The organism is Psychrobacillus sp. (assembly GCF_032154225.1).
GTDB lineage: Bacteria > Bacillota > Bacilli > Bacillales_A > Planococcaceae > Psychrobacillus.
Genome location: NZ_JALDYF010000002.1, coordinates 49283 through 74051, shown reverse-complemented (window position 1 = coordinate 74051; position 24769 = coordinate 49283). Strand labels below are relative to the sequence as shown.

General features: G+C 35.8%; 25 protein-coding genes. 6 read left to right on the top strand and 19 right to left on the bottom strand.

The genetic code is table 11. The features are described from left to right. Positions 1-6: 6 nt before the first annotated feature. On the bottom strand, positions 7-942 hold the full coding sequence (locus tag RUH95_RS04220; RefSeq protein ID WP_313891587.1) for a DHH family phosphoesterase: 936 nt from the start codon (positions 940-942) through the stop codon (positions 7-9). 92 nt (positions 943-1034) lie between these two features. Here RUH95_RS04220 and RUH95_RS04215 point away from each other — a divergent pair, with 92 nt between their 5' ends. Further along, positions 1035-1343: a YtpI family protein gene (locus RUH95_RS04215; protein WP_313891586.1), complete on the top strand. Its 309-nt coding sequence runs from the start codon at positions 1035-1037 to the stop codon at positions 1341-1343. 141 nt (positions 1344-1484) lie between these two features. On the opposite strand, the gene RUH95_RS04210 is transcribed toward RUH95_RS04215, so the two are convergent. After that, entirely contained in the window at positions 1485-2792 is a 1308-nt protein-coding gene (locus tag RUH95_RS04210) for a DRTGG domain-containing protein (RefSeq protein ID WP_313891585.1), read from the bottom strand. Positions 2793-2864: 72 nt separating this feature from the next. Further along, the gene (locus RUH95_RS04205; protein ID WP_313891584.1) at positions 2865-3545 is read right to left on the bottom strand and encodes a metal-dependent hydrolase; all 681 of its coding nucleotides are present in this window, start codon (positions 3543-3545) and stop codon (positions 2865-2867) included. 106 nt (positions 3546-3651) lie between these two features. Between RUH95_RS04205 and RUH95_RS04200 the strand changes: the two genes are divergently transcribed. Further along, the gene (locus RUH95_RS04200; RefSeq protein ID WP_313891583.1) at positions 3652-4743 is read left to right on the top strand and encodes a M24 family metallopeptidase; all 1092 of its coding nucleotides are present in this window, start codon (positions 3652-3654) and stop codon (positions 4741-4743) included. Positions 4744-4788: 45 nt separating this feature from the next. Here the strand turns inward: RUH95_RS04200 and crcB (RUH95_RS04195) are convergent, their stop codons facing one another. From crcB (RUH95_RS04195) to ald, 3 genes are all read right to left on the bottom strand, one after another. Then, complete coding sequence (gene crcB / locus RUH95_RS04195; protein ID WP_313891582.1) at positions 4789-5151, bottom strand: fluoride efflux transporter CrcB; 363 nt, start codon at positions 5149-5151, stop codon at positions 4789-4791. Then, positions 5148-5513 carry a fluoride efflux transporter CrcB gene (gene crcB, locus RUH95_RS04190; RefSeq protein ID WP_313891581.1) on the bottom strand — a complete coding sequence of 122 codons (366 nt, stop codon included), beginning with the start codon at positions 5511-5513 and terminating at the stop codon, positions 5148-5150. Before crcB (RUH95_RS04190) ends, crcB (RUH95_RS04195) begins: the two co-directional genes overlap by 4 nt. Positions 5514-5585: 72 nt before the next feature. After that, complete coding sequence (gene ald / locus RUH95_RS04185; RefSeq protein ID WP_313891580.1) at positions 5586-6701, bottom strand: alanine dehydrogenase; 1116 nt, start codon at positions 6699-6701, stop codon at positions 5586-5588. A 260-nt stretch (positions 6702-6961) separates the two neighbouring features. Here ald and RUH95_RS04180 point away from each other — a divergent pair, with 260 nt between their 5' ends. After that, a complete protein-coding gene (locus RUH95_RS04180; protein ID WP_313891579.1) occupies positions 6962-7414 on the top strand; it encodes a universal stress protein in 453 nt (150 codons plus the stop codon). 50 nt (positions 7415-7464) lie between these two features. Here the strand turns inward: RUH95_RS04180 and RUH95_RS04175 are convergent, their stop codons facing one another. From RUH95_RS04175 to sppA, 5 genes are all read right to left on the bottom strand, one after another. Next, the gene (locus RUH95_RS04175) at positions 7465-8658 is read right to left on the bottom strand and encodes an acetate kinase (protein ID WP_313891578.1); all 1194 of its coding nucleotides are present in this window, start codon (positions 8656-8658) and stop codon (positions 7465-7467) included. 65 nt (positions 8659-8723) lie between these two features. Beyond that, on the bottom strand, positions 8724-9653 hold the full coding sequence (locus RUH95_RS04170; protein ID WP_313891577.1) for a class I SAM-dependent methyltransferase: 930 nt from the start codon (positions 9651-9653) through the stop codon (positions 8724-8726). 61 nt (positions 9654-9714) lie between these two features. Next, positions 9715-10221 carry a thiol peroxidase gene (tpx, locus tag RUH95_RS04165; protein ID WP_313891576.1) on the bottom strand — a complete coding sequence of 169 codons (507 nt, stop codon included), beginning with the start codon at positions 10219-10221 and terminating at the stop codon, positions 9715-9717. 35 nt (positions 10222-10256) lie between these two features. Continuing rightward, the gene (locus RUH95_RS04160) at positions 10257-10838 is read right to left on the bottom strand and encodes an RDD family protein (protein ID WP_313891575.1); all 582 of its coding nucleotides are present in this window, start codon (positions 10836-10838) and stop codon (positions 10257-10259) included. A gap of 12 nt (positions 10839-10850) precedes the next feature. After that, the gene (gene sppA / locus RUH95_RS04155) at positions 10851-11864 is read right to left on the bottom strand and encodes a signal peptide peptidase SppA (RefSeq protein ID WP_313891574.1); all 1014 of its coding nucleotides are present in this window, start codon (positions 11862-11864) and stop codon (positions 10851-10853) included. Between the two features lie 132 nt (positions 11865-11996). On the opposite strand from sppA, the gene RUH95_RS04150 reads away from it, so the two are divergent. Then, positions 11997-12797, top strand: a complete 801-nt coding sequence (locus RUH95_RS04150) for an NAD kinase (protein WP_313891573.1) — start codon at positions 11997-11999, stop codon at positions 12795-12797. A 23-nt stretch (positions 12798-12820) separates the two neighbouring features. Here the strand turns inward: RUH95_RS04150 and rarD are convergent, their stop codons facing one another. The 6 genes from rarD to ezrA all read right to left on the bottom strand — a co-directional run bounded on the left by rarD (position 12821) and on the right by ezrA (position 20001). After that, positions 12821-13717: an EamA family transporter RarD gene (gene rarD, locus RUH95_RS04145; RefSeq protein WP_313891572.1), complete on the bottom strand. Its 897-nt coding sequence runs from the start codon at positions 13715-13717 to the stop codon at positions 12821-12823. Between the two features lie 112 nt (positions 13718-13829). After that, positions 13830-15407, bottom strand: a complete 1578-nt coding sequence (gene mbcS / locus RUH95_RS04140; RefSeq protein ID WP_313891571.1) for an acyl-CoA synthetase MbcS — start codon at positions 15405-15407, stop codon at positions 13830-13832. A 181-nt stretch (positions 15408-15588) separates the two neighbouring features. Further along, positions 15589-15783, bottom strand: coding sequence for an alpha/beta-type small acid-soluble spore protein (locus RUH95_RS04135; RefSeq protein ID WP_313891570.1), 195 nt, complete (start codon positions 15781-15783; stop codon positions 15589-15591). Between the two features lie 82 nt (positions 15784-15865). Then, the gene (gene thiI, locus RUH95_RS04130) at positions 15866-17068 is read right to left on the bottom strand and encodes a tRNA uracil 4-sulfurtransferase ThiI (RefSeq protein ID WP_313891569.1); all 1203 of its coding nucleotides are present in this window, start codon (positions 17066-17068) and stop codon (positions 15866-15868) included. Next, positions 17065-18207 (bottom strand): cysteine desulfurase family protein, encoded by a 1143-nt coding sequence (locus RUH95_RS04125; protein ID WP_313891568.1) that lies wholly within the window; start codon positions 18205-18207, stop codon positions 17065-17067. The genes thiI and RUH95_RS04125 overlap by 4 nt, the downstream gene beginning before the upstream one ends. A 93-nt stretch (positions 18208-18300) precedes the next feature. Further along, positions 18301-20001: a septation ring formation regulator EzrA gene (ezrA, locus tag RUH95_RS04120; protein WP_313891567.1), complete on the bottom strand. Its 1701-nt coding sequence runs from the start codon at positions 19999-20001 to the stop codon at positions 18301-18303. A 149-nt stretch (positions 20002-20150) separates the two neighbouring features. On the opposite strand from ezrA, the gene hisJ reads away from it, so the two are divergent. Together hisJ and RUH95_RS04110 are read left to right on the top strand one after the other, a co-directional pair. After that, positions 20151-20960: a histidinol-phosphatase HisJ gene (gene hisJ, locus RUH95_RS04115; protein ID WP_313891566.1), complete on the top strand. Its 810-nt coding sequence runs from the start codon at positions 20151-20153 to the stop codon at positions 20958-20960. Between the two features lie 2 nt (positions 20961-20962). Beyond that, entirely contained in the window at positions 20963-21442 is a 480-nt protein-coding gene (locus RUH95_RS04110; protein WP_313891565.1) for a GAF domain-containing protein, read from the top strand. Positions 21443-21616: 174 nt separating this feature from the next. Here RUH95_RS04110 and megL read toward each other — a convergent pair whose 3' ends face one another. Beyond that, on the bottom strand, positions 21617-22804 hold the full coding sequence (gene megL, locus RUH95_RS04105; RefSeq protein WP_313891564.1) for a methionine gamma-lyase: 1188 nt from the start codon (positions 22802-22804) through the stop codon (positions 21617-21619). A gap of 73 nt (positions 22805-22877) precedes the next feature. Further along, positions 22878-24740 (bottom strand): sensor domain-containing diguanylate cyclase, encoded by a 1863-nt coding sequence (locus RUH95_RS04100; protein ID WP_313891563.1) that lies wholly within the window; start codon positions 24738-24740, stop codon positions 22878-22880. Between the last annotated feature and the right edge of the window lie 29 nt (positions 24741-24769).

Below are 24769 nucleotides of genomic sequence, written 5' to 3'. Positions count from 1 at the left end.
AACACCTCAAATTACAGCTTTTTTTAAATCCTCAATAACTAATTCAGTTTCTTCCCACGTACTTACAGTTGCTCCAGAAGCGAGTGGATGTCCTCCACCATTATACTTTTTAGCAATTCCATTAATGACTGGACCTTTTGAACGAAGTCGCACACGTATTGCATCTGCATCTTCTATGAAAAATACCCAACATTTCATTCCTTTAACATCCGCTAAAGCACTTACTAATAAAGAAGCTTCAGATTCTGCCACATCGTATTTTCGTAGTATTTCTCTTGTTAGTTTAACAAACCCAACACCATTTTCGTCCATTTGAAAGTTTGCATACACATAGCCTTTTAATTGAAGTAAATTTCGGTCTACTTCGTACATGCCATTAAAAAGTTCGGTACGATCAAAGCCATAAGATAGTAACTTCCCTGCGAAAGTCATCGTTTGAAGTGTTGTGCTTTGGAACATGAATCTTCCAGTGTCCCCGACAATACCAGCAAAAAGTATCCTTGCAATACTGTCATTCATTTTCCAGCCTTTATACGATTGACCTTCTTCAAATAATTCACAAATTAGTTCGCTAACTGAGCTGGCATTTGTATCTACCCAAAGTAAATCTCCATATGCATCATCATTTGGATGGTGATCAATTTTAATAACATAGCTTCCTAAGTTATAGCGACTGTCATCGATTCGATCAGTATTTGCAGTATCCGTCACGATAATTAAAGCATCTTGAAAATCTTCATCTGTTACTTCGTCTGGTCGTGCTAAAAAATCTAGTGTATGTTCATGGCTTCCAGCTGCCAATACTTTTTTCGTTGGATAGTTAAGTTCAATCAGTTCTTTCAGTCCAATTTGTGAACCGTATGCGTCTGGATCTGGTCTTACATGACGATGTATAATTATTTTTTCATAACTTTCGATTGTGTCTATGATTTGTCTTTTCAATTTATATTCCCTCACTTTTAAAGTTTACTATTCGCATTTTTATAAAATTCCCTTTACAATAATGAAAGCTTATCTTTTATTGGAGGTTCATTATGATTCTTAATGGAATATTAGTATTGGGTATTATCGTTTCGTTTGTATGGTATTTTTATTTTAAAACAAAGCAGCTTCGGACTTCTTTTCCTATTCGAAAAAAATGGTATGCTGCTAAAGCATCTCTTTGTTTAGGTGCATTATTAGTATTTTTTGGTTTTAATTATTTAATTGTATACCCATCTGGACTTACGTATGCTGTTTCAGCACTGTTTGTCATTCTTGGTAGTTATTTTATGTATCATAATTATAAAGCATTCAAACATTATGGTCAGTTTGTTGATGAAGAACTTAGTTTAAATAAGTGATGCAGCGATTTCGCTGCATCATTTTTTTTGATACACAAGTACATAAAATTAGCATGTGATGAACTTAGTAATCATGAACCTTTTTACAAGGATTTCGTTCCAAGCGTCCGCCGTAGCTGAAATCAACGGTGTTGTATCCTATTATCTTTCTAAAAGTTGATACGTAATCATTGCTTTGCCTACTAATTGTTTATCGTTAAACACTTCTAAATCCATTTTCGCAACTTTTCTACTCATCTCTAAGACGCGAACATGCACACGTAGTATACTTTCCAATTGAATTGGTTTCGTGAAATAAATCGTCATATTTTCTACGACGCTTTCTCCGCGCTTTCTAATTTTTACAGTTTGTGACCCTGTTTCCGTCAAAAGGATCGTAAAAGCACCGTACGACATTGCGCCAAAATGATCGGTCATTTGCGGAGTTACAACACATTCAAAAATAAAATCTTCTGTAGAAATGGTTTTCATTTGCTGCTTAACAATATCATCTATTGTTTCACCATTTTGCGGTTGTCTAGAAGCAGCTTGCAATGCTTTTAAAACATCCTGCCTACTCACTACCCCTTTTAAACTACTGTTTTCTCCAAGAACAGGCATTAAGTCGATACCTTCCCAAATCATGCGATGACTGGCAGCTGCTACGCTCGTTTTCATCGTAATCGAAATAGGATTTTTCGTCATCACTTTGTCTATTTGCTCATGACTATCTCGATCAATTACATCTCTCGCAGTAACGATTCCGACTACTTTATTGGATACATCTACTACGGGATATCCTCCGTGATTTGTTAATTCATTTAATTCACTATATCTCAATACTTTGTCGCTTGATTTAAGAAATGCTGTATTTTGTAAGGGGGTGTGAATATCTTCTATAAGTAATACATCTTTTTTAATGAGTTGGTCATCAATTGCTCGATTAATCATTGTAGCTACTGTAAATGTATCGTAGCTTGTAGAGATGATTGGTAATTCTAACTCATCTGCTAATCTTTTTGTTTTATCTAGAACATCAAAACCACCCGTTACTAAAACTGCTGCACCTGCTCGTAAAGTATGCTCATGCACTTTCAGTCTATTACCAACAATCAGTAAATTTCCTGGTTCGACATAACGCATCATATCTTCTAATTGCATTGCACCAATAACGAACTTATTCAATGTTTTATACAATCCTGTTTTTCCGCCCAGAACTTGTCCATCAACAATATTTACAACTTCCGCAAAAGTTAGTCGCTCAAAATGCTCTTTTTTCTTTAGTTCGATTCGGATTGTACCAACTCGTTCGATTGTGCTAACAAGTCTTCTTGTTTCTGCTTCTTTTATCGCACGGTAAGCAGTTCCTTCACTCACTGTTAAGTCTTTTGCAATTTGGCGAACGGATATTTTATCTCCTACAGGAAGTTTTTCGATATAGGCTAAAATCTGTTCGTGTTTTGTTGTCATGTAGTCACATCCAAACGATTGTAATGCGTTTATTGTACCACAGTCTGTACTACTTCCGTCTTTACTGACTTGTTAAAACTGCACACTTTCCCCTGCTTTTAGTACTTGAACTTCACAAGTTTGTACGATTTTCTTAAAATCTATAGGATCTTGTTTAATCGGTGGGAACGTATCGTAATGAATCGGAACAACTACTTTCGGTTTCAATAACTCCGCAGCATATGCTGCATCAACTGGCCCCATTGTAAAATTATCACCAATCGGTAAAAATGCGACATCAATATCATTTCTATCACCGATTAGTTTCATATCTCCAAAAAGAGCTGTATCCCCTGCATGATAAATGGTTTTATTTTCCGCAGTGAATAATATTCCTGCTGGCATTCCAGTGTAAATAACGTCATTTTCCGCTGTCGTATACGAGGAACTATGAAAAGCTTGTGTAAACTTCACAACACCAAAATCAAAAGTATAGGAACCACCTAATCCCATTCCATGTGCAGAAACTCCTTGCGAGCTAATATAATTTGCAAGCTCAAAAACCGCAACAACTAAAGCTCCACTTTGTTTCGCAATTTCCACTGTGTCTCCAACATGATCATTGTGCCCATGTGTCAATAAAATAACATCTGGTTTTTCCTCTGACACATGTAAGTCAGTTAAGCTATTTCCGTTAATAAATGGATCGATTAAAATCGTATGGGTATTTGTTTTCACTTTTACTACTGAATGACCATGGTAACTAATTTGCATTTTTACACACTCTCCTCTAATTTTTTTATATTTCTTCCTTCAGCTTAGCTGTTATAAATTAATTATTCTGCTATTCTTATAGTATAAAACTAAAAGAGGTGTCTAGATGCAAAAAGTTAAAAAAATTCAAAGTTTTTTACAATCTAATAATATTGATGCGGCTTTCATTACAACTCCAGACAATGTTTTTTACTTTACAGGATTTAAAAGTAATCCGCATGAACGTTTACTTGGTGTGTTAATACCAAAGGATAAAACTCCATTTATCATTTGTCCACAAATGGAAATTCCGGATGCTTTAGCGGCAGGTTGGACTGGTGATATTGTTGGTCACCAAGATACTGAAAATGCGTGGGATGTTTTCGTTCGAATGATTGAGGAAAAAGTTGGGGCAATTCATTCATTAGCGCTTGAAAAAGCTCACTTAACTATCGAGCGTCATGAAGCTATTTTAGAACGTCTTTCTTCTATTAATATTTCTAGAATAGATGAAAAAATAAATGATTTACGTGTTATTAAATCAGAAGAAGAGCTAGTCAATCTGCGTAAAGCTGGAGAACTAGCTGACTACGCTATCGAAGTAGGTTGCAAGGAAATTGCAGAAGGAAAAACGGAATTAGAATTAATAGCTGCTATTGAACTTGCACTGAAAGATAAAGGTGTTACGCAAATGGCATTTAATACGACAGTACTAAGTGGCCCTAAATCAGCTTCACCCCATGGTACTCCAGGAGATCGTAAAATTCAAAAAGGTGATTTTGTATTAATGGATCTTGGTGTAGTTTATAACGGCTATTGCTCAGATATTACGAGAACTGTAGCTTTTGGAGAACCAACTGCTGCACAAAAAGATGTGTATGAAACAGTTCGCCGTGCGGAAGAAGCAGCTGTAAACGCTGTAAAACCAGGTGTTACAGCAATGGAATTAGACAAAATTGCGAGAGATATTATTACCGAAGCTGGCTACGGTGAGTATTTCACACATCGTCTAGGTCACGGTCTTGGAATTTCTGTCCATGAATTCCCTTCAATAACTGGTGTGAATGATATGAAACTTAAAGCGGGCATGGTATTTACGATAGAGCCTGGAATTTATAACCCAGCCGTAGCTGGCGTTCGAATTGAAGATGATGTAGTAGTGACGGAAACTGGTGTCGAAGTGCTTACTAAATTCCCGAAAGAATTGATTATTATTTAATTACAATAAAGGATAGATAATGGTGATACGCCTTATCTATCCTTTTTATATAATTCGGGAACCAATAAAAAAACCGAAAAATACACAACATAGTCCTCCGACATACGTAAAGGTAAAATACAACAGCCACTTTTTCTTATACTGCTGAAGCTTGCGCAGTTCATTATTAAATGTTGAAAATGTTGTAAAAGCTCCTAAAAATCCTGTTCCTAATAACATGATATACATTTTATCCAAGCCAATACTTACAATAAATCCGAGAAAAAATGAACCAATTAGATTTACTGCAAGAGTGCCATAAGGTATTGAATCATTCACTCGCTGATTCAACTTTTGAGCAATAGAATACCTAGAGATTGCACCTAAATAACCTCCGATACATACTGCTACTACATAGGTAATACTCATGCCTTCACCTCATTCTTCCAGCCCAAATTACTCATCATAATCCCGCCGATCATGCTAAATGCGCTATATATGCATGCATATAAAACTTCCCCACTCTGATATAACTGCATCGTTTCTAAGCTAAAAGCTGAAAATGTTGTAAAAGAGCCTAGAAAACCTGACGCTATCGCTGACTTCATTTCGGAGGAAAGCTTACTTTTTTGAAACAGAGATGAACTCAAGAAAGCGAGCGTATAACAACCAATTAAATTCACAGCAAGTGTAGAAAATGGAAATACTGCGTATGTAAAAAGAATTAGTCCAATAAGATAGCGACAAAGAGCTCCTAATGCTCCAGCAATGCCAATATATAAAAAGATCATTCATCTCATCTCCATCCAATAGAAAACACCCAAAGTTATAAATAGCTTTGGGTGCTTGAACGTAATATATTATTAGCTTAATAGAGTAGCAGCATCTACATAAGGAAGTCCTTGTGCATCAGCAACTGCTTTAAATGTAATATGTCCAGCAAGCGTATTAATACCTTTTTGTAATGCAAGATTATCTAAACAAGCTTGTCTATATCCTTTATTAGCAATTTGCACCGCATAAGGAACTGTCGCATTTGTTAATGCCATTGTAGATGTTCTTGGCACTGCTCCTGGCATGTTAGCAACGGCATAATGCACAACGCCATGTTTTTCATACGTTGGGTTATCATGCGTTGTAATACGATCCGATGTTTCAAAAATACCACCTTGGTCAATTGCAATATCAATGACAACAGATCCCGGAGACATTGATTTGATCATTTCTTCTGATACAAGTTTAGGAGCTTTAGCACCTGGAATAAGAACAGCTCCAACTACTAAATCTGCTTCTTTTACTGCTTCTGCAATATTGTAAGGATTCGAGATCAATGTTTGAACACTGCTTCCGAACAATTCTTCTAATTGACGAAGACGATCTGGACTCAAGTCGATAATCGTTACATGTGCACCCATACCGATTGCAACACGTGCAGCGTTTGTACCAGCAATACCTCCACCTACTATAGTAACTTTACCACGAGAAACTCCTGGAACTCCTCCAAGTAAAATACCTTTACCACCATTGATTTTTTCTAAATATTGAGCACCAAGCTGAGTAGCCATACGACCAGCAACTTCACTCATCGGAGTTAATAGAGGTAATGTATTATTTGGTAATTGCACTGTTTCATATGCAATTGCTGTAACTTTTTTATCTAAAAGTACTTTTGTTAAAGCTTCTTCAGGCGCTAAATGTAAGTATGTGAATAGAATAGATTCTTCACGAATAAGCGAAAATTCTGCTTCCGTTGGTTCCTTCACTTTCATAACCATTTCTTGGTTCCATGCTTCTTGTGCAGTTGGAACAATTGTAGCACCTGCAGCAATATAATCTTCATCTGTAAAGCTAGAACCTAAGCCTGCATTTGTTTCAATAAACACTTCATGTTTGAAATGTTTTAAGCTAACTACCCCAGCAGGTGTCATAGCGACACGGTTTTCATTGTTTTTTGTTTCTTTTGGAACTCCAATACGCATGTATAGTCCTCCTATGTACAGTTATTTTTCTCCCACCTATAGGTATAATATGATTTACTTATACCAAATTCATTTTAGCAGATATATTTTTAAATTGCTCGAAAAAATTTAATAATACGTAATTAAGGTTCACTTTCATAATAATTCACAGTTTGTTCTTATTTTATTCGAAAAGAAAGAAGGATTTAAAGAATTAATCTCGAAGTTAACTAGTATACTCATAATATAGTATAAACTCACAAAACAGGAGGCGTTTTATCATGACATTAAAATACAAACAAATACTAGTCGCTGTGGATGGTTCAAAAGAAGCCGAGCTTGCATTTAAAAAATCAGTTTCTATCGCTGCAAGAAACCATGCAACGCTTAATTTGATCAACGTAATTGATACAAGATCATTTGCTGCTATCGAAGCATATGACCGTTCTATCGCTGAAAGAGCTCAAGTATTTGCAGAAGATTTGTTAGCTGGCTACCAAAAAGAAGCACTTGCTGGTGGGGTTGAAAACGTTAACGTCATCGTTGATTACGGTTCACCTAAAACAATGATTTCTAAAGACATTGCGAAAAAAATCGAAGCAGATCTAATTATCTGTGGAGCAACTGGTTTGAATGCAGTAGAAAGATTTTTAATTGGTAGTGTTTCAGAATATATCGTTCGCTCAGCGGCTTGCGACGTATTAGTAGTTCGTACAGAAGAAACAGCTGAATAAGAATATCAAAAGAGGTTGCTCCTAATCGGGGCAACCTCTTTTATTTATCTTTACATAAGTGCTGCAAGTCGCATCGTATCTCTTGCAATCATTATTTCTTCATTTGTCGGGATTACTATTACCTTTACAGGCGAATGTGGATAATTAATAAATCCTTCTTTTCCGTTGAGCTTGTTCAAATCAGGGTCCATATACACTCCCATGAATTGCAAGCCGCTTAACACTTTTTGACGAATAACGTCGCTATTTTCACCAATTCCAGCAGTGAAAATGATAGCGTCAACGCCATTCATGCGTGCAGCATACGAACCAATGTATTTATGAATTCGATCAGCGAACACATCTAACGCTAGCTGTGCTCGATCATTGCCTTTCGAAGCCTCAATAACTATATCTCGCAAGTCACTTGAAAAACCTGAAACGCCTAGCATACCTGATTTTTTATTTAATACATCTAAAATACCTTCCGCAGTTTTTCCCGTTTTCTCCATTAGAAACGGAATTAGTGCAGGGTCGATATTTCCTGACCTTGTCCCCATTGTAACTCCAGCAAGCGGAGTAAAGCCCATCGATGTATCGATCGACTTACCTCGGTCAATAGCTGCAATACTGGCACCATTTCCGAGATGGCATGATATAAATCGAGTCGTTTCTAAAGGACGATTTAGTAGCTCTGCCGCTCGTTGTGTAACGTATTTATGAGAAGTTCCATGAAAACCATATTTCCTAATACCGTATTTTTCGTAATAGTCATAAGGAATAGAATACAAATATGAACTTTCTGGCATCGTTTGATGAAATGCTGTATCAAAAACAGCTGTTGAAGGTACATTCGGTAACACTTTTAACACTTCACGTATTCCTGTCACATTTGCAGGATTATGCAAAGGTGCAAGCTCAGATAATTTGTCTAATGTTTCGAGCACTTCTTCCGTTACCAATACGGATTCACTATATAGTTCCCCACCGTGCACCACCCGATGACCGACTCCTTGAATATCATCCAAAGATTGAATAATCTCTTTTTCTATTAACATATGGATTAATAACTTAACGGCTTGTTCATGATTTTTAATCGTCTCCATCAAATGGAGCCTTTCGGTACTTGTCGACATCGTAAAAATAGATTCACTTAAACCAATACGCTCGATCAACCCTTTTGCAATAACTTCCTCTTCGGGCATTTTTAATAATTGAAACTTTAAAGAAGAGCTCCCGGCATTTATAGCTAAAATATTTGGCATAATAAAACGCTCCTTCTTTGAACTGATACTGTTATTGTACCGTTCGTAAGAGGAGCGAGCAACATTCATTTTGCGTTTTGTTCTTGCCAAATATCAATTTTCTGAAAAAATAGTTCCATTGCTTCTTTATTTGACATATTTGGTACTTTTGCTAAAAGGACTTCTCTAGGCGCATTCAACTCTTCACTTTTCTTTTGAAGAATTAATAAACTCTTTTCTTGTCCTTTCGTTTTGAAAATAGTAGATGGGAACTGAATAACAGCCTGTATCCAACCATTTTCTTTTATAAACTTATGCAATTTTGGTGCTTGCTTCGATTCGAAAATAGTATCAGGAACTAAAAAGTATAAATAACCTCCTGGTTTCACATGTTTCATCGATTGTTCCATGAATAAATGATGTGCATAAGACATTTCTTCTTCACTATGCAAAAAATAATCTTTTGCTGTTTCTTCGTCTGGATAATATCCAACAGGTAAATCACTCACCACTATATCCACCGGATCTATTAATAATGGCTTCAGTGCATCTTGTCTAAATAATTGAATATCACATGCAAGAAGTTCTGCTGTTTGAGCAGATAACTGAATTAATAACTCATCAATTTCAACACCGAATGCATGATTTTCTGTCGGTAATATATTCATAATTGTATAGAGTAAATTACCTGTTCCAAGTGCTGGATCTAAAATCGCTAGCTCTTTTTTGTCTTTCGCCATTTCTTTTACAAAATAACCTACTAATAATCCAATTGCATCAGGAGTCATTTGATGATTCACTTGAACCGACTTTTTCATACCTTTTAAAATAGCTAGCTGAACTGCTTTTCTAATTTGCTCTTTTTCTGCCTCTTGTATGGTCGGAACTTTTTTGTTCGTTATCCATAGTTCAAGTGCATAAACAACACCTTCTAAATAAGTACCGGATTGCTGTTCTTCGATAAAAGTACTTTCCGTATCAATGAACGAAAAGATTTGTTCTACGTTTGTATGCATATATAATCCCTCAAATTAAAACCCACTCTTCATTTCGAGTGGGTTTTTTGTTTTTTATTTATTAGTTCGTAAGTGCTTTTACTGCTTCTAAAGCTTTTTCGTAGTCTGGATGATCCGTACCTTCGCCTACATATTCAACGTAAGTGACAACATCATTTTGATCTACAACGAAAATGGAACGTGCAAGCAAACGTAATTCTTGCATAACTACACCATAAGCTTCCCCGAATGAAAGGTCACGATGATCAGATACTGTTTGAATTGCATCTGCTGCATTCGCACCACACCAACGTTTTTGTGCAAATGGTAAATCACAAGAAACGGTTAGAATAACTACATTTTCACCTAGACTTGCAGCATTTTCATTGAATTTATTTGTTTGAATCGAACAAACTCCTGTATCTAATGAAGGAACTACACTAATTAAACGAACTTTACCTGCAGAGTCTTGAAGTGTTACTGGAGATAAATCATTTGCTAGCACTGTAAAATTTGGTGCTTTGTCTCCTACTTTTACTTCATTGCCAACTAAAGTTACTGGATTATTTTTAAATGTTACTTGAGCCATAATATGTAACCTCCCTTTTCATTATCTTTATCTTACTAGAATCCGTTCTGCTCTTGCAACTCTTTTGCAATAACAGGTTGTTCTTGAACTATTATTTCCATTTTATCATACACCATTTCGTGCACAACTAAAGTATCTGCGATAAAATCGTGAACCGCTTGTTTTTTCGGTGTAAATGCAACTGCAATATATGGGATATTAAATGGAATAATAGATAATAGTCGACCAATCCATTCTCTAAATAGCACGGTTTCCCATGTTAGCTTCTCCCCATTTTTCGCTACAACTCGGATGCCGAAAATCATTTTGCCAATCGTTTGGCCAAAAAACTTTGTTAACACGATGAAATACGCGTAAAAAAGAATCGCTGTTAGTAAAGTAAATGGTGCGTACCAAACGGGATTATTTAGTTCCAATGAAAATAAACGAAACACAGGCTTAATAAGCAGCATGCCAATAGAAGATAAAATGAGAATATCTACTGTATATGCCCAAAATCGTATCCAAAAGCCTGCTGCTTTCGGCGTATATTGCTCTGTACGCTTAATGACAACATTCTGGGTTAGTGATTCATTATCCTGCACATGTTGTTGTCCAGATTGTACAATTTCACTCATCATTTACCCTCCTTATCTTTCACCGTATAAGTACATCATTCTCGGTGCACTATTATCCGCGATCAGTTTTGCTATTAACTTGGACTCCATATCTACCCCAAAGAAAGACTGTGCTTTCATAGCAAATAATGAAGAGAGGTCTTGCGAGTAGCCGTACTCAAATACTTCTGCATTTTCTAAGTTATAATCTGTTTTAATCGCTTGCACTGCGTCTTCTAAAAATCCAATTTCGTCCGCAAGTCCAGATTCAACCGCTTGACGACCATTCATAATTCGACCATCTGCTACTTTTTTCACGTCCGCTTCAGTCATATTGCGGCCTTCTTCAATAATATCGACAAAATCCTCATATGAATCATTCAACATTTCTTGCAGCATATTTCTTTCTTCCTCTGTCATTTCTCGTGTTGGACTCATAATATCTTTATATGGACCAGACTTAATCGTAACAAATTCCACACCATATTTTTCTGCTAGTTTTCCGTAGTTCATGCTTTGCATAATTACACCGATGGACCCTGTCATTGTTTCTTTATTGACGAAGATTTTATCCGCCGGCGCCGAAATATAATAGCCACCAGAAGCTGCCATACTGCCCATAGATACATAGATTGGTTTAGCAGTTTCTTCTTGCAGTTGTTTAATTTCTTTGTAAATTTGTGCAGATTCCACCACTCCACCACCTGGTGAATTTACTTGTAAAACAATTCCTTTCACAGATTCATCTTGTTTTACTTGCTCTAATTGTTGTAAAAAGAATTGGTGATTGTAAGTTGCCGCTCCGAAAAGCGAAGTGGTGCCTCCTGTATCTTGAATTACTCCATCAACCGTCAATACAGCAATTCTATCATTCAAGTCCCCTTCCTCTAATACTGTTTCGTAAAACTCTGAATTAGTTATAGAAGCGAATTCATCTATTATAGATGTCCAGTCTGTAGAAAAAGCAGTTGATAATGTGTTTACAAAAATCGAAACACCTAATAATACAGATGCTCCTAAAATAGCAAGCCAACGTTTTGTGTTCATATATTTTGTTCCTCCTTTTAATCTCCTCTTTACATACGAAAAGAATGTCTAAATGTTTCATGAAATGTTAAAATAAATATATTACGAAGAAAAAAGTTATCAGTTCTCATCTTCTAAAAAAGGGGTATGCTTATGATCTCGCGAAACACTATTTATCTTTATACGAAAAATGATACAGAATCATTGCAAAAAAAAGATGCTTTAGCCCAAGCTATTAAGCAATATGGATTTCTTGTAGTAGATAATGATCAACAAGCTTCGATTATCGTAAGTATAGGTACAGACGGTACTTTTTTACAAGCAGTTCGAAAAACTGGATTTCGCCAAGATTGCTTATACGCTGGAATTACTACAACTGGCACCTTAAGTATGTACTGTGATTTTTTAATTGAAGACATAAAAGCAATGGTTGATACTATTTTAAATGATGAAATTGAAGTTCGCAAATATCCACTAATGGAAATATCGGTTAATAATAATCCCAAATTTTATTGTTTAAATGAATTTACGATTCGCTCGAACATTATTAAAACATTCGTACTTGATATTATTATCGACAATAAGCATTTTGAGACGTTTAGAGGCGACGGAATGGTTATATCTACACCAACCGGAAGTTCCGCTTATAATAAATCGTTAAATGGTGCTGTCGTCGACCCATTACTTCCATGTATTCAAGTGACTGAAATTGCTTCTGTTAATAGTAATGAGTTTCGAACATTAGGCTCTCCCTTTATCCTTAGCGGTAGCAGATCACTTGAGCTAAATTTACATAAAGACTGGAATGACTATCCTTCGATGAGCACAGACAACGAAGCACTAAGCATCCAGCATGTTAACTCCGTTTCTATCAAACTGAGTGATCGAATTATAAAAACAGTGAAGTTAAAAAACAATAGCTACTGGGAAAAAGTAAAACGATCATTTTTATAAAGAGATAGGTAGCCTAAAGCAGGCTACCTATTTTTTCTTACTTCCATAATTTTAGAAACGGTAAATAAAATAAGCGCCAACCAAATTAATGAAAACGAAATAAACTCTATTTTACTAAACTGTTCTCCATACATAAAAATACCAATTAGCAGCATAAGTGTTGGGGCTATGTATTGAAAAAATCCCGACATATACAAAGGCATCGCCTTCGTTCCTTTAGCGAATAAAACAAGAGGAACCGCTGTTGCTACACCAGTAAAAATTAATAATAACACAATCACAGTATCTGAATGAAAGAAAGCCGCTTTATCCGCCCAAGCTAAATAACCAAAATATATAAGTGCAACAGGAAATACAAACAACGTTTCAATTGTTAAGCCTCGTAATGCATCAATGGTTAAACTTTTTTTAATTAGACCATAAAATGCAAATGTTAAAGCAAGTATCAAGGATATCCAAGGAATTTCCCCGTAAGAGATTGTTAATATAATTACTCCTATTGCAGCGATTAGTACTGCCAATTTTTGCGCCTTAGACAATCTTTCTTTTAAAAATATAATTCCTAATAAGACGGAAATTAACGGGTTAATATAGTAGCCTAAACTGGTTTGTACAATATATCCCGAATTTACTGCATATATGTATGTAAACCAGTTTCCTGTTACTAAATAAGCAGCTAGGAAAAGGCTCCAAAAAGCTTTTTGATTGTTCCATAAATCTTTCAAGTCGCTTATTAATACTTTAAAATTTCTTCCTACTAGTACTACAAATAACGTAAATACGAAAGACCAAATGACTCGGCTAATAAGAATTTCATCACTTGATACATCCGCTAATAACTTCCAGTATATCGGCATGAATCCCCATAAAACATATGCAACGACTACTATGATTACACCATTTTTTTCTTCTGTTTGCAAAACTTCACCTCATTATTTTGTAACCCGAAATATTAGCATTAGTATATTCCTTTACCCAAGTAAAGTAAACATAAAAAACTACGGAAAATGTTCGTTCCCGTAGTTTTTGTATTTACTTTTTCAATTGCTCTTGTTGCCTTAATTCAACTCTTCTAATTTTACCCGACGCTGTTTTCGGTAATTCTTTAATAAACTCTATTTCACGTGGATATTTATATGGTGCAGTTAATGCTTTTACGTGATCTTGTAACTCTTTTATTAATTCGTCTGAGCCCTGCGCTGATGGATTTCGTAAAACAACAAAGGCTTTTACAATTGATCCTCGAATTTCATGTGGACTACCAATAACGGCGCATTCTTGAACAGCTGGATGTTTCGTTAATGCATCTTCTACCTCAAACGGTCCGATTGTGTATCCAGAGCTAATAATAATATCATCTCCTCTACCTTCAAACCAGAAGTAGCCATCTTCATCTTTTTTCGCCTGATCACCAGTTATATAATAATCTCCTCTAAATTGCATAGCAGTTCTTTCTGGATCTTTTAAATATTCTTTAAAAAGCGCAGGTGTATCGACATGTACCGCAATATCTCCTACTTCTCCTGGAGCGCAAATTGCACCAAATTCATTAATAATCTCAACCGTATTTCCCGGAGTTGGTTTCCCCATTGAGCCTGGGCGAGATTCCATTCCTTTCATTGTCCCAACTAACAATGTGTTTTCTGTTTGACCATAGCCGTCGCGCACTTCTATCCCAAACACCCGAACAAATGTGTCGATCACTTCTCTGTTTAATGGCTCTCCAGCTGATACAGCACTATGAAGAGAAGATAGATCATATTTTTCCAACCCTTCTGCTTTTGCCATAATGCGATATTCTGTAGGTGTACAGCAAAGCACATTTACTTTTTTCTCTTGCATATTTTTCAAATACGTATTCGGTTCAAACTTACCGTTATAAACATAACCTGTCGCACCACTACCAAGTGTTGCTACGAACGGGCTCCAAATCCATTTTTGCCAGCCTGGACTTGCTGTTGCCCAGACAATATCACCTTCTAGAATACCGAGCCAGTTTGGAGCTGATGTGCGTAAATGCGCATATGCCCAACCATGTGTGTGGACAGCACCTTTAGGATTCCCTGTCGTTCCACTCGTATACGATAAAAATGCCATATCATCTCTTACAGTGTGTACTGCTTCAAATTGATCGGATTCTTTTTCTAACTCATCCGAAAGTGAAATCCAATTCCCATGATTTTCACCGATCACTAGAAGTATGTTATCTTCTAAATTTCTTACGTCGTTAAATTGCTCTAAAAATGGCTCATATGCAATAATTGTTTTAGCACCACTATGCTCCAAACGGTAGTCAATATCCTTTGCTCGAAGCATTTCAGAACTCGGTATAACGACTAAGCCAGCTTTTAACGCTGCAATATACACTTCATATGCTTCTACTAGGCGTGGAACCATTACTAATACGACATCACCTTTTTTCAGTCCTTTTCGAATAAAAACATTCGCAATTTTATTTGCTTGTTGGATTAACTTTTTATATGTACTTGTTTTTGTCTCGCCAGATTCTGATTCCCAAATAAGCGCAAGTTTTTCTTCATCTTTGCTATATTTTTCGAATTCAGAAACCAAATTGTACTCATATGGTGCAATTAAATCTTGTTTGATCATTTGAAATCCCCCTTTCACTACATATGAAATTATAGTTTAAATAGTCGGATTTTTAAATCTTTTTTTAATTTTCGGACACTTTTAGTGTTAATTGCTTATTTTTGTAAAAGCTAATCGTACGTTTCTTACCATTTGTATAATTTAAAAAACCGGTAGCATAAGCTACCGGTTCTCGATTACATTACTTGCTATAACCGTTTAATTGTTGTTGGGCTTGTTGCACTAATCGCTTTGTAATTTCTCCGCCGACGGAACCGTTGGCACGCGATGATGCATCAGGTCCAAGTTGGACTCCAAATTCTTGAGCAATTTCATATTTCATTTGATCGATCGCTTGTTTTACACCTGGAACGACAAGTTGATTGTTGTTTGGCATGTTTCTCACCTCCTTGTGAAATTAGAATGGTCTTTTTCATTCAAATCATGCACAAATGCTTGGAGGTATATCTTGCCAATTTTTAAAGCAGGTTTTCGAACTCATTTTTCTTTTTAGTTGGGAATGAAATTACTTCTCTATTTTCAACTGCTTCTTTTATTAAATCATCAAAATCCTTGAAGCTTTCATAGTATTCCACTTTTTCAAGCTTTGGCTTTGTTTTCGGACAAGACGGTGTGAAGATTGTACAACAGTCTTCATATGGTAGTATCGACGTTTCATACGTACCGATTTTTTGTGCGATGTCGATAATATCTAGCTTATCAAAAGAAATAAGTGGTCTAAAAATTGGTGTTGTCGTTACTGCATTAATCGCAGTTAAGCTTTCTAATGTTTGGCTAGCGACTTGCCCTAAGCTTTCTCCTGTTACGATTCCCAACGCGCCAATTTCTTCTCGAACTAAATCAGCTATTTTCATCATCATTCGTCTTGTTGTTGTCATAGATACATTATCAGGTATTTGCGCTTGGATGCTTTGCTGAATATCTGTAAATGGAATAACATGCAGTCTAACAGTTGCGCCAAAATGACTTAGTTGATTTGCTAAATCCATTACTTTTTCTTTCGAGCGTTCACTTGTAAATGGCGGACTATGAAAATGGATCGCATCTAATCGTACTCCACGCTTTAAAAACATGTATCCCGCTACTGGGCTATCAATTCCTCCTGAAAGCATTAGCAATGAACGGCCATTTGAGCCAAGTGGCATTCCTCCTGCGCCAGGTATTACTTGTGCCGTCATGTATACTGCATCTGCTAACACTTCCACACGCAACTCAATTTCAGGCTGCTTCAGTTGTACTTTTAAACCTGAAAATTGTCTTAATACATGATTTGCGACAGCACGTTGTAATTCATACGTATCCATGGGAAATCTTTTATCTGTTCGCTTCACTGTTACTCGGAACGTTTTTCCTTCATAGTCTAAGCCTTCGATAATCTTTAACGCCGTTGCTTGTATATCTTCTAATTCTTGCGTGCAAGCTGCTACTGGGCTAAAAGATTGAATACCAAATATTTTTGGCAATCGTTTAATCAGTTCTTGAATTTCAGAATCATCTGTTGACGTTAAAAACATACGATCTCTCTCTGCAATTACTTTTATATTCGGTAAATCTACAAATGAAAATCTAATATTGTTTCGCAGATGTGATATAAACTCTTTCCTATTTCTTCCTTTCGTTGATAATTCACCGTATCTCACTAATATTTTTTCCCATTTCATACGTTTAAATCTCCTTTAATAATATGTAATACGTTCATAAATACTTTTTTGAATTGCTTTACTTCTTCTTCTGTATTCGAATAAGACAAGCTTAACCTTAATACTCCTTTTATATAGTCATCTTCTATATTCATTGCCGTTAATACATGACTTGTTTTTGTTTGTTTAGAAGAACAAGCGCTGCTAGTTGAAACAATGATACCTTCTTTTTGCAAAGCATTAATAAATACTTCTCCTTTTACACCTTTTACTGAAAAGCTAACAATATGAGGTGCTTTTATTGCCGGGGAAATAATTTTAATATAGGAATAGCTTTTTAAAAATGTAAGTATATCATCCGTCATGTTAAGAAGTCTTTCCGAATGTGTTGCTAATTGGTCATTTGCAAGCCGAATCGCTTTAGCTGTACATACCGCTAGTGGGACAGCCGTTGTACCACTTCGTACTCCATCTTCTTGACCACCACCAAAAAGAATAGGATCTACATCTATAAACTCTTTTAATGCAAGTAATCCTGAACCTTTTAATCCATGAATTTTATGGGACGAAATCGTAATAGCATCCACATGTAGTTCTTCAAAGTTAACTTTTATTTTACCGAAGCTTTGCACAGCATCCATATGGATTAACGCTCTACTTCTCTTTTTAATGATCGTAGCAAGCTCATTAATTGGTTGAATGGCACCAGTTTCATTATTTACATGCATAATGCTTACTAAAACTGTCGTTGGGCGGATAAGTTTTTCGATTTCTTCAGATGACACAATTCCGTTTTTTTCCACCGGAATATATTCCACATCAAATCCTTGCGACTGTAACTTTTTAGCAGCTTCTATTACAGATGGATGTTCGATAGCAGATACGAGTATATGGTTCCCGCGATGCTTGTATTGATTTGCCAATCCAAAGATAGCTAAATTATTTGATTCGGTTCCTCCAGAAGTAAAGTAAATTTTCTTACTAGAAGTTTTCAAAATTTCGGCTATTTGTGATCTTGCTGATTGTAATAACTCATTTGTTTGATGGCCAAATTCATGTATGGATGCAGGATTTGCCCAAAACTTTTCATTTACTGCCATAAATGTATCCAATATTTCTTTATGTGCTTTTGTTGTAGAACTATTATCAAAATAAATCATATATCTCCACTCCATTTCGGAAAAAAACCACCTCCACATGAAAAGTGAGGCGGTTCACATTCGTATACAAAATCATTTACATTGTCTAGTTAGTTATGTACGCCAAGCGTCTTCTTTAACTAATACTTCAATTTTCTTTAAGGCACCTGGTTCTACTTCTTCTACCGCAGTTGCAGCATCTTCCAAAGCTTTTGCGTATCTAAGCTGCCTAAATGCTTCTTCTGCTTCCAGTAGCTTCATATGGACATTCGGGTGACTTGCTCGATAACGATTGCCATACTGAATAATTTTTTCGGTTAGCTGCACATTTTCAAGCATCTCTTTTGCTTTATGATGCACTTCTTCCATACATGCTTCCGCTTTAGATAAATAATTATCTACTAACGTCATATTCAGTGGAACTTCTTGAAGGCTTTGCATTGCTACATAAATATGTTCTTCTGCTTCTTCTAATCGAGCATCCATTTCTTCTGGAATTCCAGGGATATTCGCTTTTTGAAGCATACGGTCCGTTTCATGTAATAAGCTTTTTAAGTCGTCTAGTTTTTCTCTTGCTTTATTTTCATCTATGCGAAGATTTTTTAAACGATTTGCAAATCGATCTTGTTCCTCGTAAAGACGATCTATTTCCTCTGCAATGCCATTTAACTCTTCCTGCAAACTCGAATATGCTGATTGCTCTTCTTCCACACGGGTAGATAGCAGGTCAAATTTCTTTTCTAATTCCTCTAGCTCTTTTAAACAGCTTTGTGGAATTTCTGCTTCTTTTTCAGGCAAACGATAGCTTTGTTGAACATACGCTGCTTCTTCACTAGTTGCACGTGTGACTGTTGTTACTTCTTTTAAACGAGTCGCAGTTTGGTTTTTATGCTGATCTACGTATTTTTTTGCTAAAACTTCTTTTTCCAATAAATCATAAAAAGTTTCAATTTCATCTTTGATCTCTTCAACTCTTGCCATCGTCTTATTCACTTGCAAATCAACAACAGCGACTTTTAATTCGCTTAGTTCTTCTTCTAGTGCATCCAACTTTTTTGTCATTTCAAGATGTTGCAAATAGTAGGAGTCTTCCTCCATTTCTTTTTGCCCATTTCTTAATTCGTGGATACTAGCAGGAATTTTATGTTGAATTTCCGAAAGTAACGATGGAATATCATGCAGTTTATGAAAAAACTTTTGACCTTCATCTTGAACAGATATAACAAGCTCACGCGCACTTAAGTAATTTCCTGTTTCTGTTAGCTGATCAAATTCATCAAACTGAGGGTTAAATGACTCCAGCTTTGACTCTAAGGCTGGCACTGCGTCACCGAATGAATGAAGATGCGCAAGTAATGTCTTTCTTGCAGAACGATGCTGATCTTTCAACTGCTCCATTTCAATTCGATTCTTTTCCTCACTGCCAATTAGCTCTTCTAGCTCTTTTAATATACCTGTCATTTTATCATCACAGGAAGAAATCAGTGTTTGGATTTCTTTCTCCACTTTAGTAGCTTTTCCGAATATGAATCTATCTCTATTTTCTTCTGCATCAAACAACAAGCTATCGATTTTAGGCATATGAACATCCATTACTTCTGTCCATGTGTTTCTCCATCTCTCGAACATTTCTTCCGTTTGACCGTTCATATTCAATTGCTTTACCTTCGTCATTTCTTCTAATATAGGCTTATTTTGAATTTGATGTTTTTCATATTCTAATCGATCAATTTCTGTACTGTGTTTTCGCCTTATAATGAATGCAATAATTGCAATAACTAAAAGTATAATGACCGCTGGGATGATATACTTCATCGTAAGCCCCCTGTTCCGAAATCAAAAAGTTCTAATTCAAATCTTACTATATATTCTACCATGCTTATTATGTTATTGTTTCATAAATCAATAGAAAAGCAATCAATTCTTTGAAAAAATTGTATTTTAACCATTAGGAGGCTAGTTTTTTGAAAAAAGATGGTCATATTCATACACCATATTGTCCTCATGGCACACCTGATTCGTTCCATTTATATATTGAAAAAGCTATTCAAAATGGATTCGATGAAATTTCCTTTACCGAGCACGCACCGCTTCCACAAAATTTTATCGATCCAACTCCCGAAAAAGACAGTGGAATGGATATAAAACAATTAGAAGCATATTTTTCTAATTTGCATGATTTGAAAAAACAATATAAAAAAGATATTGTTATTTCAGCAGGTTTAGAAATAGATTTTATTTCTGGCTTTGAGGAAGAAACAACTTCCTTTCTAGACACTTATGGTCCTTATTTAGATGACTCTATTTTATCTGTCCATTTTTTACAGTTTCAACAGCGTTACACATGTATCGACTTTTCCAAATCTACTTATTTAGATTTTATTGGGCAAATTGGGAACGCACAAGCTATGTATACATTGTATTATACAACATTAATGGACTCAATAACTAGTAATTTAGGTCGTTTTAAGCCAAATCGAATCGGACATATTACGCTAGTCCATAAATTTCAGCATGCTCTCGATGAAAAAGTAGATGATCATGAAAATATTTTAGCTATATTAGACGAAATGAAAAAACAAGGGCTTCAGCTTGATGTAAATAGTGCTGGACTCGCTAAACCTTATTGTTTAGAAAGCTATCCACCTCCACGCTATATCGATTTAGCTAAGCAGTTAGGTGTACAATTAGTATTCGGATCGGATGCACATCAAGTAGAGGAGTTACATCAATTTTATAAGGACATTACTATTTCATTACAGAATGGAGAATAAATATGTTTATTAAAACAGCGTACTCAGAAGATTTAACTGCCAATTACACAATGTTAGCAAAGCAATTAGATGCTCTTTTAGATGGAGAAACGAATGCGATTGCTAATTTAAGTAATGCATCTGCTTTATTAAATCAGTATTTTGATCAAATTAATTGGGTTGGGTTTTATTTGATGGAAGAAGGAGAATTGGTTTTGGGGCCTTTTCAAGGATTACCTGCTTGTGTAAGAATTTCTTTAGGACGAGGAGTTTGTGGTACTTCGGCTTCTACTGAACAAACTATTATTGTTCCGGATGTGCACGCATTTCCTGGTCATATTGCTTGTGATGCGGCTTCTCAATCAGAAATCGTTGTCCCTATTGTAAAAGAGGGGAAATTGTTAGGTGTGCTTGATATCGATAGCCCAATCAAGGAACGCTTCTCAGAGCAAGACGCAACAGGCTTAGAACAATTTGTGCAAGTACTGATAAAACATATTTAAGAAAAGCCAAGGGCAACTTAGTTTCTTGCTCACATCCGGCTTCACATTAAGCTATAAGTACGATGAACGGTAAAATTTTAAAGCTTGTCGGAAGCGGCTACGCCACTTTCAACAAGCTTTTCCTTCGATCATCGTATGGCAAATGTTCGCCTTCCGCTTAGAACGAAATCTATTTTATAATTCAGCAAATGCTTGCTTCATATCTTCTATCAAATCACTAGCGTTCTCTAACCCAACAGAAAGACGCAATAATCCATCCGTAATTCCCATCTCCAGTCTCTCCTTTTCAGGGACACCCGAATGAGTCATCGTCGTTGGATGCTGAATAAGCGTTTCCGCATCTCCTAAACTCACCGCAATTTTGATTAATGCTAATTCATTCATAAACTTCTGCGCATTTTTCATGCCGCCCTTTACAGTAAATGAAATAAGCCCTCCACCAGCAGTCATCTGCTTCTTCGCAATTTCATACTGAGGATTATTTTCATCAAAAGGATAATATAAGTTTTCCACATGATCCGAAGCCTTTAAAAAAGCAACAATCTCTTCTGCATTTTTCGTATGCCGTTCCATTCGTACATGCATCGTTTTCAAACCTCGAATTAACAACCAAGCATCAAACGGGGAAATAATACCACCAAAATCCTTTTGCACCGTTCCACGTATAACATCCATCTCCTCTTTATCCGACCCAACTAATATTCCTGCTATAACATCGCCATGTCCATTAATATATTTAGTTGCACTGTGCAAAACAAAGTTTGCTCCTAGTTGCAGCGGATTTTGTAAATAAGGGGACGAAAATGTATTGTCTACAACTACTTGAATTCCATGTTTCTTCGCAACTTTCGTTATTAACTCAATATCTACAATTTCCATCGTTGGATTAATAGGAGTCTCTACATAAATACAAACCGTATTTGGTTTTATGACAGCTTCTATTTCTTCTTCCGTTGCTAATGCTGCCAAATCATGCGTAATATTGTATTTTTTCTTCATAATATTCAATAAGCCAAATGTACAACCATATATTCCTCGCGTACAAAGAATATGATCTCCCGCTTTTGTTAAATGTACTAAAATTGCGCTAACCGCTGCCATTCCAGAACCAAAAGCAAGCGCACTCGCTCCATACTCCATAGCAGCCATTCGCTCCTCTAAGACGCGAACCGTTGGATTTCCGAGCCGCGAATAAATACCTCCTGATTCTTCCCCAACAAATCGTCTTGCACCTTGTTCAGCCGTTTCAAATGCAAACGTGGACGTTTGATAAAGAGGTACCGTTAAACTATCATGATGCTGTCCAGAATCGTATCCTTCATGCACTAATAACGTTTCTTTTTGATAATTCCCTTTTTTCATTTCCAAAACCCCCATTTTGTAAACGCTTACATACAGTTTACACGGATTGAAACAAAAAGAAAAGACACTCATCTTATTTTAGATGAGATGCCTCAAAAACGCGTATTTGGTTTTTCCCATTATTTTTCGCCTCATACAATGCAGTATCTGCATTGTGGAATAAATTATGAAAAGTATCTTTATTTTCCTTTTCCCAACTACATATTCCGACAGAAATAGTTACACTTGGATTTGTTCGAAGAGGGATTTGTTTGACAAGCTCTTCACCTATTTCAAAACCTTCTACAATGGACATTTGCGGTAAATACAAAGCTAATTCCTCTCCACCCCATCTTGCCCCAATGCCAATTCCATCTGCTTCACTTTGAATAATCCCAGCAATTTGCTTTAATATTCCATCTCCGACTTGATGGCCATGTGTATCATTTACTCGTTTAAAATTATCAATATCCATTAAGATGAAAACGCCATATTCATCATGACACATGGAATTTTCCACAGACTTATCTAAATATTTTCGAGCAAAAAGATTTGTCAGATGATCTCGATTCACCATTTCTTGAAGCTGGTGACGTAATGCAGAGTTGCTTATCGCAAGAGATGAGTGCTGGATTAATGACTGCATTAATTTAAAACTATCAAAAGAAAAGAAGTATGGATCTTTATGCAAAACAATGCTAAATCCAGTTATATTATTTTGCTCTTTTAACGGAATAGCAATTAATGAGCGATATTCGTATTTTAAATCCGCAAGACGATTGAAATCTGCAATAAAAAGCGGATCTTTCAATTTTTTAAAATGATTTGCTACATACTGAATATATAATTGACCATCTATTGTTTGAAATAACTCTGTACTTGCGGAAGAAATGACGTATTCATCATTTTCTATCATGACAAAGCAAGTATGATCTGGGTTACATGATTTTGTTAATTGATTCCTTAAAAAGGCTAACATCTCATCTAATGACAAATTTGTATTTAGTTTGTGAGATGTTTCGTTTATTAACTGTAAATCAGATACAAGACGGTGAGATTGAATATATAACTTCGCATTTTCTAATGCATTTCCAGCTGCCGCTGCCAATAAAAATGCAAATTCTTTTTGTCTAACTGAAAATATATAATCTAGCGGAGCAGCAATTTGAATAATACCGTAAATACCTTGCTTCCCTTTAATCGGTATGTTAGATAAACGAACACCTAAATCAATTGCTTCCTCTGTCGTAATCTCTCCAGAAACATATGCCTCTACAGTTGCTGACCTTTCTGACGTATAATCGAATAATTTATAAGGCGCAGCAGTCTTTCGATCCTGGTCGTTTGATAATATTAAAGTTATTTGAAGTTCGGGCAACGCATCACGCATGGAAATTAATGTTCCCTCTAATATTTGACCGACATCCAAAGTGGAATGAAACATTTTTGTTACATTAAACAAATTTCGATATTGATTTTCCTGTTGCACAAGATAAATCGACTGTTTAATCGTTTGTACTAAACTTTTAGTTATTTCAATAAATACATCTACTTCATCCGTTTGTGAGAAAAGTTTCCATTTATCTGTTGAATCCATTGTAAGTAGTCCCATAGGCTCCTGATTGGAATCTCTTAACAAAATGGAAACAATCTCGTTTTCAGAACTGCTAGCTTGGATTAAAGGAACGTCGGCAAAGTCACTATCGTAAAAATAAGTTTCGATTTCCGTCCATTTAATCTCATCTAATTGGTACATATAATTATTACTTTGCTGTAAACGTACAAATGAATCTGTTCCGAATACAAAATAATTTGCAACAGAAACATCGAAATAATCCGATAAAATAAACTTCAAATTATCAAACCACTTAGTATTCGATTCATGTACAAAAACATTTTCGCTCCATATATCTAAAATAGCACTCTTAAACTCAGTCATCATACCGACTTTTGTCATCCTTACACCTCACAATGCCGCAAATCAAT

Excerpts from the sequence above, each read along its gene's own strand:
- RUH95_RS04215 (WP_313891586.1), top strand. The coding sequence starts at position 1,035 with ATGATTCTTAATGGAATATTAGTATTGGGTATTATCGTTTCGTTTGTA.
- RUH95_RS04210 (WP_313891585.1), bottom strand. The coding sequence starts at position 2,792 with ATGACAACAAAACACGAACAGATTTTAGCCTATATCGAAAAACTTCCT.
- RUH95_RS04205 (WP_313891584.1), bottom strand. The coding sequence starts at position 3,545 with ATGCAAATTAGTTACCATGGTCATTCAGTAGTAAAAGTGAAAACAAAT.
- RUH95_RS04200 (WP_313891583.1), top strand. The coding sequence starts at position 3,652 with ATGCAAAAAGTTAAAAAAATTCAAAGTTTTTTACAATCTAATAATATT.
- crcB (WP_313891582.1), bottom strand. The coding sequence starts at position 5,151 with ATGAGTATTACCTATGTAGTAGCAGTATGTATCGGAGGTTATTTAGGT.
- crcB (WP_313891581.1), bottom strand. The coding sequence starts at position 5,513 with ATGATCTTTTTATATATTGGCATTGCTGGAGCATTAGGAGCTCTTTGT.
- ald (WP_313891580.1), bottom strand. The coding sequence starts at position 6,701 with ATGCGTATTGGAGTTCCAAAAGAAACAAAAAACAATGAAAACCGTGTC.
- RUH95_RS04180 (WP_313891579.1), top strand. The coding sequence starts at position 6,962 with ATGACATTAAAATACAAACAAATACTAGTCGCTGTGGATGGTTCAAAA.
- RUH95_RS04175 (WP_313891578.1), bottom strand. The coding sequence starts at position 8,658 with ATGCCAAATATTTTAGCTATAAATGCCGGGAGCTCTTCTTTAAAGTTT.
- RUH95_RS04170 (WP_313891577.1), bottom strand. The coding sequence starts at position 9,653 with ATGCATACAAACGTAGAACAAATCTTTTCGTTCATTGATACGGAAAGT.
- tpx (WP_313891576.1), bottom strand. The coding sequence starts at position 10,221 with ATGGCTCAAGTAACATTTAAAAATAATCCAGTAACTTTAGTTGGCAAT.
- RUH95_RS04160 (WP_313891575.1), bottom strand. The coding sequence starts at position 10,838 with ATGAGTGAAATTGTACAATCTGGACAACAACATGTGCAGGATAATGAA.
- sppA (WP_313891574.1), bottom strand. The coding sequence starts at position 11,864 with ATGAACACAAAACGTTGGCTTGCTATTTTAGGAGCATCTGTATTATTA.
- RUH95_RS04150 (WP_313891573.1), top strand. The coding sequence starts at position 11,997 with ATGATCTCGCGAAACACTATTTATCTTTATACGAAAAATGATACAGAA.
- mbcS (WP_313891571.1), bottom strand. The coding sequence starts at position 15,407 with ATGATCAAACAAGATTTAATTGCACCATATGAGTACAATTTGGTTTCT.
- RUH95_RS04135 (WP_313891570.1), bottom strand. The coding sequence starts at position 15,783 with ATGCCAAACAACAATCAACTTGTCGTTCCAGGTGTAAAACAAGCGATC.
- thiI (WP_313891569.1), bottom strand. The coding sequence starts at position 17,068 with ATGAAATGGGAAAAAATATTAGTGAGATACGGTGAATTATCAACGAAA.
- RUH95_RS04125 (WP_313891568.1), bottom strand. The coding sequence starts at position 18,207 with ATGATTTATTTTGATAATAGTTCTACAACAAAAGCACATAAAGAAATA.
- ezrA (WP_313891567.1), bottom strand. The coding sequence starts at position 20,001 with ATGAAGTATATCATCCCAGCGGTCATTATACTTTTAGTTATTGCAATT.
- RUH95_RS04110 (WP_313891565.1), top strand. The coding sequence starts at position 20,963 with ATGTTTATTAAAACAGCGTACTCAGAAGATTTAACTGCCAATTACACA.
- megL (WP_313891564.1), bottom strand. The coding sequence starts at position 22,804 with ATGAAAAAAGGGAATTATCAAAAAGAAACGTTATTAGTGCATGAAGGA.
- RUH95_RS04100 (WP_313891563.1), bottom strand. The coding sequence starts at position 24,740 with ATGACAAAAGTCGGTATGATGACTGAGTTTAAGAGTGCTATTTTAGAT.